The sequence below is a fragment of the Aeromonas sp. DNP9 genome (assembly GCF_001728955.1).
Taxonomy (GTDB): domain Bacteria; phylum Pseudomonadota; class Gammaproteobacteria; order Enterobacterales; family Aeromonadaceae; genus Aeromonas; species Aeromonas veronii.
The window spans coordinates 81825-96890 of the sequence record NZ_LYSQ01000015.1; the positions used below are offsets into that span (position 1 = coordinate 81825).

General features: G+C 60.8%; 12 protein-coding genes. 6 read left to right on the forward strand and 6 right to left on the reverse strand.

Features of this window, described 5'->3' with window-relative positions:
• Positions 1-20 precede the first annotated feature (20 nt).
• Positions 21-2003 (forward strand): alkyl sulfatase dimerization domain-containing protein, encoded by a 1983-nt coding sequence (locus A9G06_RS11950; RefSeq protein WP_069555380.1) that lies wholly within the window; start codon positions 21-23, stop codon positions 2001-2003.
• Complete coding sequence (locus tag A9G06_RS11955; RefSeq protein ID WP_069555381.1) at positions 2000-2524, forward strand: hypothetical protein; 525 nt, start codon at positions 2000-2002, stop codon at positions 2522-2524. Before A9G06_RS11950 ends, A9G06_RS11955 begins: the two co-directional genes overlap by 4 nt.
• Positions 2525-2608: 84 nt before the next feature.
• Here the strand turns inward: A9G06_RS11955 and speA are convergent, their stop codons facing one another.
• Positions 2609-4510 carry a biosynthetic arginine decarboxylase gene (gene speA, locus A9G06_RS11960; protein WP_069555382.1) on the reverse strand — a complete coding sequence of 634 codons (1902 nt, stop codon included), beginning with the start codon at positions 4508-4510 and terminating at the stop codon, positions 2609-2611.
• A 1007-nt stretch (positions 4511-5517) separates the two neighbouring features.
• Here speA and pepT point away from each other — a divergent pair.
• Entirely contained in the window at positions 5518-6741 is a 1224-nt protein-coding gene (gene pepT / locus A9G06_RS11965) for a peptidase T (protein ID WP_069555383.1), read from the forward strand.
• A gap of 202 nt (positions 6742-6943) precedes the next feature.
• Positions 6944-8653, forward strand: coding sequence for a GNAT family N-acyltransferase (locus A9G06_RS11970; protein ID WP_069555384.1), 1710 nt, complete (start codon positions 6944-6946; stop codon positions 8651-8653).
• Between the two features lie 114 nt (positions 8654-8767).
• Here the strand turns inward: A9G06_RS11970 and A9G06_RS11975 are convergent, their stop codons facing one another.
• The 4 genes from A9G06_RS11975 to A9G06_RS11990 form a co-directional block, all read right to left on the reverse strand.
• Positions 8768-9076: a SelT/SelW/SelH family protein gene (locus A9G06_RS11975; protein ID WP_069555385.1), complete on the reverse strand. Its 309-nt coding sequence runs from the start codon at positions 9074-9076 to the stop codon at positions 8768-8770.
• 76 nt (positions 9077-9152) lie between these two features.
• A complete protein-coding gene (locus A9G06_RS11980) occupies positions 9153-10277 on the reverse strand; it encodes an adenosylhomocysteinase (protein ID WP_069555386.1) in 1125 nt (374 codons plus the stop codon).
• A gap of 182 nt (positions 10278-10459) precedes the next feature.
• A complete protein-coding gene (locus A9G06_RS11985) occupies positions 10460-11197 on the reverse strand; it encodes a hypothetical protein (RefSeq protein ID WP_069555387.1) in 738 nt (245 codons plus the stop codon).
• The gene (locus A9G06_RS11990; RefSeq protein ID WP_040065174.1) at positions 11197-11757 is read right to left on the reverse strand and encodes a YceI family protein; all 561 of its coding nucleotides are present in this window, start codon (positions 11755-11757) and stop codon (positions 11197-11199) included. Before A9G06_RS11990 ends, A9G06_RS11985 begins: the two co-directional genes overlap by 1 nt.
• A gap of 109 nt (positions 11758-11866) precedes the next feature.
• Between A9G06_RS11990 and A9G06_RS11995 the strand changes: the two genes are divergently transcribed.
• Entirely contained in the window at positions 11867-12769 is a 903-nt protein-coding gene (locus A9G06_RS11995) for a LysR family transcriptional regulator (RefSeq protein WP_069555388.1), read from the forward strand.
• 55 nt (positions 12770-12824) lie between these two features.
• Here A9G06_RS11995 and A9G06_RS12000 read toward each other — a convergent pair whose 3' ends face one another.
• A complete protein-coding gene (locus A9G06_RS12000) occupies positions 12825-13253 on the reverse strand; it encodes a hypothetical protein (RefSeq protein WP_069555389.1) in 429 nt (142 codons plus the stop codon).
• A gap of 67 nt (positions 13254-13320) precedes the next feature.
• Here A9G06_RS12000 and A9G06_RS12005 point away from each other — a divergent pair, with 67 nt between their 5' ends.
• Positions 13321-15051: a formate--tetrahydrofolate ligase gene (locus A9G06_RS12005; RefSeq protein ID WP_069555390.1), complete on the forward strand. Its 1731-nt coding sequence runs from the start codon at positions 13321-13323 to the stop codon at positions 15049-15051.
• The last annotated feature ends 15 nt before the right edge of the window (positions 15052-15066 follow it).

The window sequence follows — 15066 nt, forward strand, 5'->3', positions numbered from 1 at the left end:
CTACCTCTGGAGTAACTCTGATGAAACCAAGGTTTTCAGCACCCACGGTCGTCACTTTATTGCTGTCCGGCACCCTGCTTCTGCAACCCGCCTGGGCAGTCATCAATCCCAAACCGGCTAGCGAATTTACCATCAAGGCAAACCAGCAGGTGCTCACCACCCTGCCCTTCAATGACAAGCAGGATTTCGAGGATGCCCAGCGTGGCTTTATCGCCAAACCGGAGACCCTGACCATCAAGGATGACAAGGGCAACGTGGTGTGGGATCTGGAGCAGTACAAGACCTACATCGGGCTCGACAAGACATCCCCTGACACCGTCAACCCGAGCCTGTGGCGCAACGCCCAGCTCAACATGCAGTACGGCTTGTTCAAGGTCACCGACAAGATTTACCAAATTCGCGGCTTTGATCTCTCCAACATCACCTTTATCGAGGGCAACAAGGGATGGGTGGTGTTCGATCCACTGATCTCCCCGCAAACCGCCAAGGCGGCGCTGGCCTTCATCAACAAGACCCAAGGGGAGCGCCCGGTCACCGCGGTGGTCTACAGCCACTCCCACGTGGATCACTACGGCGGTGCCGCCGGTCTGTTCAACTCGCTGGACGAGGTGAAAAAGAACGGCGTCGAGATCATCGCGCCGGAAGGATTTACCGAACACGCGGTGTCGGAGAACGTCATCGCCGGCAATGCCATGGCCCGCCGCGCCGTCTACATGTATGGCGCCCTGCTGCCGCGCAATGCCCAGGGCAGCGTGAACGGCGGTCTGGGGCAGACCGTCTCCGCCGGCGTGCCATCGCTGCTGCTGCCGACCCGCTTTATCACCAAAACCGGTGAGACGCTGACGGTCGATGGCGTCAAGATGGTCTTCCAGATGACCCCGGGCACCGAAGCACCGGCCGAGATGAACACCTGGTTCCCGGACAGCAAAGCATTGTGGATGGCCGAAAACACCACCAACACCATGCACAACATCCTCACCCTGCGCGGTGCCCAAGTGCGCGATGCACTGAAATGGTCGAGCTTTCTCAACGAGACCATCGAAACCTGGGGTGATCAGGCCGAGGTCAAGTTCCAGAGCCACCACTGGCCACGCTGGGGCAATGCCAACATCGTTGACTACTTCAAAAAGCAGCGTGACCTCTACAAATACATCCATGACCAGTCAGTGCGCCTGATGAACATGGGCTATACCGGCGAGGAGATCTCCGAGCAGATCACCCTTCCCCCCGAGCTCAACAACTTCTGGCCGAACCGCGGTTACTACGGTACCCTGCGCCATAACAGCCGTGCCGTCTATCAGCGCTATATGGGCTGGTACTCCGGCAACCCCTCCGATCTCGACAACCTGCCACCGGAAATGGTCGGTCCCAAATATATCGAGTTCATGGGGGGCGAGCAGGAGGTACTGAAAAAAGCCAAGGCCTCGTTCGACAAGGGTGAATATCGCTGGGTAGCAGAAGTGCTCAAGCATCTGGTGTTTGCCAACCCGAACAACACAGAGGGCAAGCTGCTGCTGGCAGATGCACTGGAGCAGCTGGGCTATCAGGCTGAATCCGGCCCGTGGCGCTCCGTCTATCTGCAAGGCGCCTATGAGCTGCGCAATGGCGTTCCTAACGTTGGTGGAACAGTCACCGCCTCGCCGGATACCATCCGGGCCATGAGTCCCAGCATGCTGTTTGACTATCTCTCGGTGCGCATTAATCCCGAGAAAGCGGCGGGCAAGAAGATGGTCATCAACATGGCGTTCACCGACATCGGGGAGAAACATACCCTGAGTCTGGAGAACGCGGTGCTGAACCACACCACCCGCTATGCAGCCAAGCCTGATGTGACCATTACTCTAAGCAAGAAGACGCTGGATGATATCCAGCTCGGTCAGGGCACCATGGAGCAGAAGATCGCCAGCGGCGAGATCAAGATCGAGGGTGATCAGCAGAAGTTCAGTGACTTCGTCACGCTGCTCGACAAGTTCAACTTCTGGTTCAACATAGTGACGCCATGATGCAACGCTCCTTGCGCGCATGCATGGTCCTGCTCTGCCTCATCCCCGGGATGGGGCAGAGCTGTGGTTATGATGCCCTTTATCCCAATCCGTTCGAACAGAGCTGGCCCGGCACGGTCAATATTGCCATGGCGACGGCGACTGCGGTGAGCCGTGAGCAGTTACCCCCCTTGGCAGCCCTGACAGGCGAAGCCGGCTTCTCCCGTAGCCAGGCATGGCTCCAAACTCTCAAAAGTCGACTCCAGCAGGCAGGGGTAGGCGGCGGTATCTCCATCCTGCTTATCGACTCAGGACTCTGGTCCAGAGTACGAGGCAAGGAGTCTCTGCTGCTCCAGCTGCACACCAGCGGCCCAAACCCAAAAGACCGGGTGATGCTGCTGAGTGAAGCCGCCATCAACGCCATGTTGAATGGGTCGCTTACCATCGAGCAGGGACTGCAATTGGGAATTGTGGAGCTGCAAAGAGACGACAATCAGCAGTTGCAGCGGGATCTGCACAAGGCGCTGAGCTCGCAAACCTGACCGCCACAGGAGGAACAGATAGAACAAAGGGAGGCAAATGCCTCCCTTTTTTATGCCTTCACGGCGAACATCAAGCGCGGGCGCTTATTCGTCTTCCAGATAGGCGTAGCCTTGCAGGCCAAGCTCCAGCTCGTCGAGCAGGGCTTTGCGAGTGGCATCGTCCAGCGCCGGATGAGCGGCGATCCGCTGGTAGTTTTCGCGAATGACGGACGGATCGATGTTGACGTAACGCAGCAGCTGGTCGACGGTGTCGCCACGCACCACGTTGCGAATGTCCATCTTGCCCTCTTCGTCCAGCCACACTTCCGCGCAGTGGGTGTCACCGAACAGGTTGTGCAGATCGCCGAGGATCTCCTGATAGGCACCGACCAGGAAGAAGCCGACATGGCACTCTTCGTTCTCGCCATAAACCGGCATCGGAAGGGTGCTCTCGACCCCCAGACCATCGACGTAGTGCTCGACCTGACCGTCGGAGTCGCAGGTAATATCCATCAGGATGCCGCGACGGGTGAGCGGACGCTCGAGGCCAGCCAGCGGCATCACCGGGAACACCTGACCGATACCCCAGGCATCCGGCAGGGACTGGAACAGAGAGAAGTTGGCAAAGCACTTGTCCGCCAGCTTTTCACTCAGTTCGTCAGCCAGCGCACGGTGGTTGCGGTTGACCGGGTTGAGCATCTCTTTGAGCGCCAGACAGGTGTTCTGGTGCAGCATCTCGGCCCAGGCACGCTGTTCAAGGTTCAAGAGGCCCATGGTGTACTGGGTATTCACGTCACCCAGATCTGCCACCGAGTCATGGAAGATCTCCAGCAGGGAGGGATCTTCGCTGCGCAGATCCAGCCAGCCTTTCCACATGTTCTGCAGAATGGTCGGCGCATCTTCGTCCGGCGCGCTGATGTCGTTCATCTCCACCCCTTCGGCACCAATGATATTGGTGACCAGCACGGCGTGGTGGGCAGTCAGGGCACGGCCGGACTCGCTGATGATGGTCGGGTGCGGCAGATCGAACTCGCGGCAGACATCGCCGATGCCCCATACCACGTTATTGGCGTACTCGGAGAGGCTGTAGTTGGCGGAGCAGTGGCTCTGGGAACGGGTTCCCTCGTAATCCACCCCCAAGCCGCCGCCGACGTCAACGACTTCGATGTTGGCACCGAGGCGACGCAGTTCAGCGTAGAAACGGCCGCACTCGCGGATGCCGCCCTGAATGTCGCGGATGTTGGCGATCTGGGAGCCCAGATGGAAGTGCAGCAGTTGCAGGCAATCCAGCTTGCCCAGCCCGCGCAAACGCTCGATCAGCGCCAGGATCTGGGAGGCGGAGAGACCGAATTTGGACATGGAGCCGCCACTCGATTCCCACATGCCGGAGCCGGTGGAAGCGAGCTTGGCACGCACCCCGATGTTGGGCTTGATGTTGAGACGAGCTGACTCGTCCAGCACCATTTCCAGCTCGGAGGGCTTCTCCACCACGATGTAGACCTTGTGGCCCATCAGGTTGCCCAAGAGGGCGTGGCGGATATATTCGCGGTCTTTGTAACCGTTGCAGACGATCACCGAGCCTTGCTCATGGTGATGGGACAGCACGGCCAGCAGTTCCGGTTTGGAACCAGCTTCCAGGCCAAGCCGGGGCTTGTCGCTGTAGGACTGGCTGATGGTCTCGATGACACGACGCTGCTGGTTTACCTTGATCGGGTAAACGCAGAGGTAGTCCCCTTCATAGCCTGACTTCTCGATGGCCTGACCAAAGGCGTTGAACAGCGCATCGACCCGACTCTTGAGAATGTCGGGGAAGCGCAGCAACACGGGGGTGGTCAGCCCGGACTGACGCAACTGTTCGATGGCGTCAGAGAGCACAATATGCGCGTCAGGGCGTGATTTGTCGGGGGCGACGGTCACATGACCGGCGTCATTGATATTGAAAAAACCCGCACCCCAGTAGGGAACGTTGTAGACCTTCAAGGAGTCCTTGCTGGACCAGTTAGTCATGGGCTATGCCTCGCAAATGAGCGACCCAAAGTCGCCTTCGTTACCCTCAATCACATCCAGACCATCTAGTGCAGAGTACGGCGAGCGCGGCCATCACGAGACGCAGCCACCCAAACCAACGCTTTGCACATCGCGGCAAGCCAGAGGCTGCCTGGTGGATCTTGGGGAAGTAACGAGTCTTGATGTGGGGCTGGTGGCTTTACATCAAGCTCAACGGTATGCGGTGCCACTATGCCGTAGCGCCGCGGTACTTTGATGACAGACGACATCAGCCACGCCGTCAGTTCATCATTCGGCAGCGATCCCGACAGAAGGAGAGGGTTCCAAGGAAGAGAAGCGAAGGCGCCAGCACGCATGCGTGTTGATAGACGACAACAACCACAGCCCACCTCACCGTCAGTGACCGCCCATGACAAGGGAAGATGATGAGCCGGTGGCCCACTCGGTCAAATGAAGGATGAGAGTCTGTTGTTCTCCCTGATACCGGAGCCTAACCGGTATTAAAGAAACCATTCCCCAGCAGTGTCTGTCGTTTCTGCGTGCCTCGCCCTATAGGCGTATGATCGGTCGGGTTTCTGGCGGCTCTGCCTGCTTCAGGGTTGCCCTTGGATCGGCGCGGAGTGTACACACTTACCGCGGGCAGTGACAATAAAAAATAGTGTTCAAAATCCCCTTTTAATAAGTCGATCAAATCTTGCTGGCGGGCAGGCGGGCTCTGGGATGGCGCAGGTTATGCGACAGCCCGGTTTCCCCTTGAAAAGTGCGTGAAAACGCCATGATTGGGCTGACGCCTTGCTGTGCGGTCGCAGAGGGGAATTTGGCCGCCACCGCCAGCGCCTAAATATCGCAATAAATGCCACATTTATGCGATCTCCCTCCCGGACGTTGCGCCGCACATTCGCCGCTCTTCCCTTGCGTCAAAAAATGGGAAAAACCTGCGCTGACGCAATGAGTGCCCCGCACGGATTGGCCACAATGACCGCTCACAATCGGTTAGAGGCTGACTAATGGATACCCTGCTTGAGCGTTTTCTGCGTTACGTAACTTTTCATACCCGCTCCGATGAGACCAATCCAGCCTGCCCCAGCAGCGAAGGCCAACTGATCTTTGCCCGTGCCCTGCAAGAAGAGATGAAGGCGCTGGGGCTGAGCCAGGTCACCCTGGATGAAAACGGCTACCTCACCGGCTGCCTGCCGGGCAACCAGCCGGACGCTCCCGCCATCGGCCTGATTGCCCACATGGATACCGCCGACTACGAGGCGGAACACGTAGTACCGCAAATCATCGAAAACTATCAGGGCGGCGACATCTGCCTTGGCAAGGGTGACGAGGTGCTCGCCATCCGTGACTACCGCTTCCTGAAAAACTACCTGGGGCAGGATCTCATCACCACCGATGGCACTACCCTGCTGGGCGCCGATGACAAGGCGGGTATCGCCGAGATCCTCACCGCCATCGACCACCTGCAGGCCCACCCCGAGATCCCGCGCGGCGATATCTGGGTCGGCTTTACCCCGGATGAAGAGATTGGCCGCGGCGCCAACCTGTTCCCGCTCGACCGATTCCCGGCCAAGTGGGCCTATACCGTGGATGGCGGCGAACTGGGCGAGCTGGAGTATGAAAACTTCAACGCCGCCAGCGCCACGGTGCGTTTTATCGGCAATAACGTCCACCCCGGCACCGCCAAGGGGAGCATGATCAACAGCCAGACCCTCGCCGCACGCTTCCACGCCGCCATGCCTGCCGAGCAGACCCCGGAATGCACCGACGGGTATCAGGGCTTTTTCCATCTGGCCCAGATGAGCGGTACCGTGGAGGAGAGCACCCTGCACTACATCATCCGTGACTTCGACGACGAGCACTTTGCCGCTCGCAAGGCCGAGATGCAGAGCCGGGTGGCCGCCCTGCAGGCCGAGTATCCGAAGGCCCGCATCGAGCTGACCCTGACCGACAGCTATCGCAACATGCGCAGCCAGATCGAGCCGCACATGCATATCGTCGAGCTGGCCAAGGCCGCCATGGAGGCCGCCGACGTGGTGCCGAAGATCAAGCCCATTCGCGGCGGTACCGATGGAGCCCGTCTCTCCTTTATGGGTCTGCCCTGCCCCAACCTCTTCACCGGTGGTCACAACTTCCACGGCAAGCACGAGTTCATCCCGCTGCAATCCATGGAGAAAGCGGTCGCCACCCTGGTGGAGCTGGTGCGCCTCACCGCAGCCTGGCGAGGTTAATCGATTACCATGACAACCAAGGGGGGAGCCGGTTAACCGGCTCCCCCCTTGCTATCTGGCCATCCCCCATCAGGAAAGGGAAACCGGGGAGAGTCGCTCAGGAGCAACTGGCTGCCACTGCCATCAAACTGTCATCCCGCTGACATGTCGCGGGAACAGTGTCACATCATGCTGGGAGCAACGGATCGCCGGAGCCCCCCAGATGTTCACTATCGATACCCTGCTGACCCAGCACTTCCCCCGCCTGCTTGGCTACCCCCTGCTCACCCCGCTGTTAAAGCGGCTGCTGGGCTGGCTGCTCAACGAGCAGGCCTTTGCCGACTTTGCCGCACGCTATCCGCACCTGCGCGGCCTCGACTTTGTCGAGCAGGCGCTGACCCAACTCGATTTCGACTATCGGGTCAGCGAGGCGCAACTGGAGCATATTCCCGCCAGCGGCCGGGTTATTCTTGTTGCCAACCACCCCATCGGCTCGCTGGACGGACTGGCGCTGCTGCAACTGCTCGGTCGCATCCGCCCCGATGTGAAGATCGTCGCCAACCAGCTGCTGGCCCAGCTCGCGCCGCTACGCCCTTTGCTATTGCCGGTGGACAATATGGAGGGCAAGACCGATCGACAGGCCATCCTCGCTATGAATGAACACCTCGCCCATGAAGGGGCGCTGGTGATCTTCCCCGCAGGTGAAGTCTCGCGGCTTGGCCTCAAGGGGGTGAAAGATGGCCCCTGGCAGGCAGGCTTTATCAAGCTGGCCCAGCGCACCCGCACCCCGCTGGTGCCCATCCATCTGGGAGGGCGCAACAGCCTCTGGTTCTATCTCGCCTCCTGGCTCAACAAGCCCGCCTCCGCCCTGCTGCTGGTGCGTCAGCTGTTTCGCCAGCAGGGGCAGACCCTGCCGGTGACCATAGGGGCGCGCATTCCGCTCGGCAGTTTTCAGGAGCTGCCAGCCAAGACGGCGGCGCGGCTGGTGCGCAACCACCTCTACCGGATTGGCCGTGGCAAGGCGGGACGGCTGCAGACCGAGGCCCCCATCGCCCTGCCGGAGGATCGCCGCCAGCTCAAACAGGCCATCGAAAGCTGCGAACAGCTCGGCACCACCCCGGATGGTCAGGGGATCTACCTCTACCGCCGCCATGAACTGAGTCACTCGGTGATCCTGCGCGAGCTGGGGCGACTGCGGGAGATCGCTTTTCGCGCGGTGGGGGAAGGATCCGGCAAGCGGCGGGATCTCGATGGTTTTGACAACGACTATCACCACCTGATCCTCTGGGATCCGGCCCGACTCGACATTATCGGTGCCTACCGGTTCGCCCCGGTGGCGGAGTTGCTGGCCAGCAAGGGGAAGGATGGCCTCTACAGCCACACCCTGTTCGGCTTCGAGGATAAGCTGCTGCCACGACTGGAGCAGGCCATCGAGCTTGGCCGCAGCTTTATCCAGCCCGCCTACTGGGGCAAGCGGGGGCTCGATTATCTCTGGTTCGGCATCGGTGCCTATCTGGCCCGCTATCCCCGCTACCGCTACCTGTTTGGTCCGGTGTCGCTCTCCGGCAGCCTGCCGCCGGCGGCCAAGGATCTGCTGGTGAGCTTCTACCGCCAGCACTTTGCCCCCGAGCTGGCGCTGGCCCCCTCCCGCCGTCCCTACCCCGAGACGCAACCTCTGTTCGAGGGGGTGGATTACGGCGCCGATCTCAAAGCACTCAAGGCCCGCCTCGACAATCTGGGCTGCGCCATCCCTACCCTCTACAAGCAGTATTCCGAGCTGTGCGAGCCGGGCGGCGTCCAGTTTATGGATTTTGGCATCGACCCCGACTTCAACCACTGCATCGACGGGCTGGTGTGGGTCGATGTGAGCCGCATCAAGTCCCACAAGCGTGCCCGCTATATCGGCAGCCATCTGGCCGAGCCGCGCTCATAGCCCTGCAGGCGCCAGGCAAACAGCCAAAGGCAAAAAAGGAGAGAGAGGCCATGGCCTCCCTCTCCTTTCGCTCTCATGCTCAGCACCTTTTCGAGCCGTTAGGCACATCTGGCGTTACTCGGCCGCCTTGCGATCCGACTGGCCGAGATCCCGCTCAGGGGCGATGACGTCACGCACCCGCTGCTTGATCTCCTTGGCCTCGGGGAAGCCGTCATCGACCACCCGATCCCACACCTGAACCCCGCTCACCAGAATGCGGAACTCCCCCTTGCTGGCCGGCACCAGCGCCACCTCCCCCAGATCGCTGTCGAAGGTGGAGAGCAGCTCCTGCGCCAGCCAGGCGGCGCGCAGCATCCAGCGACAGAGGGTGCAGTAGCGGATTTCGATGCGGGGTTTGCTGATCAGGGTTTCAGACTCGGTCATGAGTGACTCCATAAAAAAGCGACAATGGCGGGAAGTGGCGTACTGCCGCCCAATGGCCGATCCCGGTTTGGTCAAATCAGTGCTGATCAACCCCATGAAAATCGGCCAGCCAATGGCGGGCAATGGTACGCATCGCCGATTCTGGCAGCTCGAACAGGCCGGGTGCAAGAGGGCCTGCCGCCAGCATCCGGATCCCTTCCATGATCTCCGCCAGCACCAGATAGACATATTCACCAATCACGGCGCCATGGACGAAGTTGACCGCCTCACCCCGGTTGAGCAGGTAGATCTGGGTACCATCCGGCCGGTTGAGGGCCAGCACATGGGGGCACACCTCTTCGCTCGGCCACGGCAACTGGGCCAGCGAGAAGGCAAACTCGTCGTCGGCCGAGGTGACCGAGGCGACCATGGTGCCGGGGCGCAGCGCCTGCAGATCCGCCAAATCCAGCGAGCCGTTGCCGGTAGAGCAGATCACCAGCTCGGCGCGGCTCAACGCCTCGGCCTTGGTGATCAAGCGAAAACCGTGAGAGAGCGCTTCGACCTGTCGCAGCACATCGGTCTCCACCAGCCCGAGATGGAGGTTGCGACAGCGCAGGTCGCGGGCGATGCTGCGTCCCACCTTGCCATAGCCAAACAGCACGGCTTCGCAGACGTTGAAAGTACGGTTGAGGTTACGAGCCAGCGACTCCGCGGAGTAGACCACGCTCAAACCAATCTGGATATCCTCGGCCTGCTTGAGGGGGCTGCGCGCCACCGACACCACCGGAGTCGCCAGCACCTCCTGCTCATAGCGTTGATGGCCGTTCTCGGTCATCTCCACCACCCCGAGGAAACGGGGGCCGAAGTATTCACTCAAGATCACCTGGGTTTTGGCAAAGTAACCACCAATATCGAGGATCAGCAACCGCTCGTGGGGGGCCACCAGCGGCGCAATCTGCTGGATGATACTGTCGGGATCATTGGTCCAGCGCCGGTTGAGGGGCAGCACCGGATAGTGCTGGGATACCCACTCCAGGGTCGGGCCGTGTACCGATTTCGGTTTGGGTAAAATGGCACCAATCCGCCCAATCTGGGAAAGCGCTTCGATAAAATGGGGGCGATCGGGAAGCAGGTGAGTGACCAGCAAAATGCAGAGACCATCGATACGTCCCTGTCCGGTGAAATGGCGAAAAAACAGATGCTCAGATCCTTGACTGCGCAACTGTGGCCTCCTTATGTGCCGCAAAGCAGGCAAACAGAACCCGGCGCGGCCGGGTTCTGTGTGTGTCCAAATAAAATGAAAAACCTTTTTATCTGAAACACATAGGTGGCTCAATCATTATCTGCCAAGAGTATGAGCGGGTATGCAAAAATGACTGTAATTGCCTGTTTTTCATGCAAAAATCAGTACAAAGAAGCAGCAGGCCACACCCACCACAGGCTGAGCCCAGTTCCCGCGGCAGCAAGCAATATCAGCCCACCCCAACGCACTGGCCACGGTTTGTCACACAACGCCCACTCCAGCAGTGGCAGCAACCAGACCGGCAGCAACACCACCAGCGGCACCTCCACATATTGCCAGGCCAGCATCTGGACGAAGGCGAGGGCCAGCGCCAGACCGGCGGGTGCTACCTTAATGCCAACAAAGGTGGCGAGCAGGGCGCGAAAACCGGCGAAAGCGGCCAGAGCACCGGCCAACTGGGCAATCAGCAGGCTACCATCGATGCCGATCACCAGCGCCAGCCAGATAAAGCCGAGGGCAAACCCGAGCCCCTCGCGGCTATCACAGCGCAAGGTGCTCCAGCCAAACCAGCCGATGGCGGGCAGCAGCGCCAGCCAGATCCGGGATTCGCTCGCCAATACCGAAGCCAATCCCTGCCACCACACCAGCGCACTGAACACAGCAAAGAGCAGCAGCGAGCCGCGCAGATCGTTCACCTGAGCCGCGATGGCGGGCACCAGCAGGGTTAACGGCAGCCACTGCCACGCTTTGGCCGGGATGCCATAGAGGCCGCCGAGCCAGGATCCCACCAGCCAGAGCGCCAGCGCGCCCCACAGATACCCCAGTCGCGGCCAGCGCCACGATAGCAAAGCGGCTCCCAGAGGAGCCGCCAGGGTTTGCAGCAGAAGTTCCGCGCCCATTACTTGCGCACGCCTTCGACAAACAGGTTGATGTTCATCTCGTCCGGGATGCCGGGCAGCATGTAGCTCACGCCAAAGTCACTGCGCTTGATGGTGGTGGAGGCGTTGAAGCCGCTGCGGTAGCCGCCCCAGGGATCCTTGCCTTCGCCAATTTTGACCAGATCGAAGGCCACTTCCTTGGAGACGCCGTGCAGGGTCAGAGTCCCTTTCAGCACGCCTTTATCCTTGGTGCCCTCGTAAGAGGAGCTGACGAAGGTCATCTTGGGATACTGCTTCACGTCGAGGAAGTCAGGGCTGCGCAGGTGCTTGTCGCGGGCTTCGTGATTGGAGTCGACGCTGGCGGCATCCACTTCAAAGCTCGCCTTGGCGGCCGCCGGGTTGGCGTCATCCATGCTGAAGGTGCCGCTGAAGGTGTTGAAGCGACCCACCAGCTCGGAGAAGCCCAGGTGACCCACCTTGAACTGCACTGTGGTGTGCGCCGCATCCACATCGTAATCCGCCGCCATCAGAGGGGTAGCCATAAACAGGCAGGAGGCCAGCAGAGCCTTGGTCATTTTCATCCGTTCGTTCCTTCATCTTGGGGTTCACATCAGTGGTTAAAATGCTAACCTCGTTCTGAAGATGAATAATCAGTGATTTATTAAATTCATTATTTACTGAGGATGGAAAATGGACCAGATCGCCGCCATGCGTACCTTTATCAAGGTGGTGGAGTGCCAGAGCTTTACCAAGGCCGCCAACCAGCTCGGCATCTCGGTCGCCATGGCCTCCAAACTGATGCAGCAGTTGGAGGAGTCCCTCGCCACCAGGCTGCTGTCGCGCACCACCCGTCAGGTCAATCCCACCGAAGCGGGGCAGTTCTACTACCAGCGCTCCCTCGCCCTGCTGGCGGAGTTGGAAGAGACCCACAGCCAGCTGACCCACCACAACCAGCAGCCGAACGGCACCCTCAAGCTCTCGGTGCCGATGGATTTTGGCTATCTGCACCTCTCCCCGGCCCTGCCGCTGTTTCGCCAGCGCTTTCCCGATCTCAAGCTCGATATCGAGTACAGCGACCGGCGGGTAGCGCTGGTGGAAGAGGGGTTCGATCTGGCGCTGCGGATCGGCCACCTCAGCGACTCCTCGCTGGTGGCGCGCCAGCTTGCCACCATTCGGGTCGAGCTTTGCGCCAGCCCCGCCTATCTGGCACGCAAGGGCAGACCGGAAAAGCCCGAGGATCTCAAGCAGCACGACTGTCTGATCTACACCCTGACCCAGCCGGAGTGGCACTTCAAGCGGGGAAACGAGCAGCAGAGCATCCGGCCACAGGGGCCGCTGCGGGCCAACAACGGGGTGGCGCTGACCCGCGCCGCTTGTGATGATCAGGGCATCATATTGCAGCCCACCTTTATCGTGGGGGATGCCCTGCGGTCAGGGCAGCTGGTCAGCCTGCTGCCGGAGTGGGACAAGGGAGAGGTGGGACTTTATGCGGTCTATCCGCACCGCCGCTTCGTCTCGGCAAAGGTGCGCTGCTTTATCGAATTCGTGCAGGAGCGCTATCTCGCCCCGCAACAGTGGGATAAGCCGGCATGATTGCCAGAGCAGAGGATACGGCCTGACTGTCCGGCCTGCTGGTCCGGCTTGAAACCTAACGCTGGTCGGGTGCGGTGGTGGATGCGGCAACAGGGGTGAGCTTGGCTAGCAGACGCTCCTGCTCGGGGCGCAACTGCCAGCGTGGCAGTCGGGTGCGGACAACCGACAACTGCTGCTCACTCAGGGCATAGGGGAGCGCCACCTCAAGCTCGGGGCAGTCAAACATGGCGGCCAGCTGCAGGATCAGAATGAGGTTTGCCTCGTCGGTCTTGTGCTTGTTGACCCGTTTGCGGATCTCGTGGCGCAGCTGGGTTTCGGGGTCCTGGGTCATCGCCTGCCAGCCGAAACCGAACAGCGGCACCAGCGCGCTAACAATCCCCAGCGCCGTCATCGGCTGCTTGGGGGGATGATAGAGTTCGTTGAGATCCAGCAGAACAGGATTCTGACGAACCTCACCCTCACCAAATAAAATCGTTTTCGTCATTGGATTACCCGTTATATTCCACTAGACTGCGCCGCATATTTTACCCCGATATGCCAACGAGGTGCTGATGCTAAGCGATATCGAGATCTCCCGCCAGTCCCCCCGTCTCTCCATTCACGCGCTGGCCGAACGCCTCGCTATCCCCCAGCACCTGCTCAGCCCCCATGGCCACTACAAAGGCAAGCTCAGCCTCGACCTGCTCAAGTCTCAGCCTAAACAGAGCAGCAAGCTGGTACTGGTGAGCGCCATCACCCCCACCCCGCTCGGTGAAGGGAAGACGGTGACCACCCTTGGCCTTTCCATGGGGCTCAACCATATCGGTCAACCCAGCATCGCCACTATCCGCCAGCCGAGCCTCGGGCCGGTATTCGGGGTCAAGGGGGGCGCTGCCGGTGGCGGCCACGCCCAGGTGGTGCCGATGGAGGAGATGAACCTTCACCTTACCGGCGATTTTCACGCTCTGACGGCGGCTCACAATCTGGCGGCGGCAGCCCTCGATGCCCGCCTGTTCCACGAACAGAAACTGGGTGCCGAGTTCACCGTCAAAACCGGCCTGCCGCGGCTCGATATCGATGGCGATAACATCCTCTGGCCACGCACCCTCGACATGAATGACCGCGCACTGCGCCACCTCACGATTGGACAGGGGGGCGCTGCCGATGGTGTGGAGCGCAGCGATCGCTTCGTCATTACCGCCGCCTCCGAGCTGATGGCCATTTTGGCGCTGGCGAGCGATCTGAAAGACCTGCGCCAGCGCATCGGCCGCATCCAGCTGGCCCGCGATATTCACGGCAAGCCCATTACCGCCGAACAGTTGGAAGTAGCGGGCGCCATGACGGTGCTGCTCAAAGATGCGCTGCAACCGACCCTGATGCAGACCACCGAGCAGACGCCGGTGCTGGTGCACGCCGGCCCCTTTGCCAATATTGCCCACGGCAACTCCTCGGTGATCGCCGATCGCATCGCCCTTGGTCTGACCGACTATGTGGTGACCGAGGCGGGTTTTGGCTCCGACATGGGGCTGGAGAAGTTCTTCAACATCAAGAGCCGCCAATCCGGTATTACCCCCGCCTGCGTGGTGCTGGTGGCCACGGTGCGCGGCCTCAAGGCCAACAGCGGCCTGCTCGATATCCGCCCGGGCCAGCCGCTGCCAGCCAGCCTGCAAGGGGAAGATCTGCCGACCCTCAAGCAGGGCTGCGCCAACCTCGCCTGGCATATCCGGAACGCCCGTCGCTACGGGGTGCCGGTGGTGGTCGCCATCAACCGCTTCCCCACCGACAGCGAGGCCGAACTGGCGCTGCTGGCCCATGAAGCGCAGCAAGCCGGTGCCTGTGGTGCGGCCATCTCCAACGCCTTCACCCAGGGTGGTGCCGGTGCCAGCGAGCTGGCCCGCGCCGTGGTGGCCGCCTGCGAGCAGCCAAGCAAGGTCAAACTGCTCTACCCCGATGAGATGAGCCTCGACGCCAAGCTGGCGACACTGGTGGAGTGCGGCTACGGCGGCCGCGGAGTGCAGCTCTCCGACAGAGCGCGCCAGCAGCTGGCCCAGCTCTCCGCCGAAGGGTGGGATCACTTGCCCATCTGCGTGGCCAAGACGCCGCTCTCCATCAGCCACGACCCGGCCCTCAAAGGGGTGCCGACCGATTTCGAGGTGCCCATCGACGAGGTGAAGCTCTGCGCCGGTGCCGGGTTCGTCTATGCGCTGGCGGGCCCCATCATGACCATGCCGGGGCTGGGCAGTCTGCCTGCCTATCGCCATATCGATATCGATGAGAACGGCGAGATAGTCGGTCTGAGCTGAGCCCTTCCACAACGC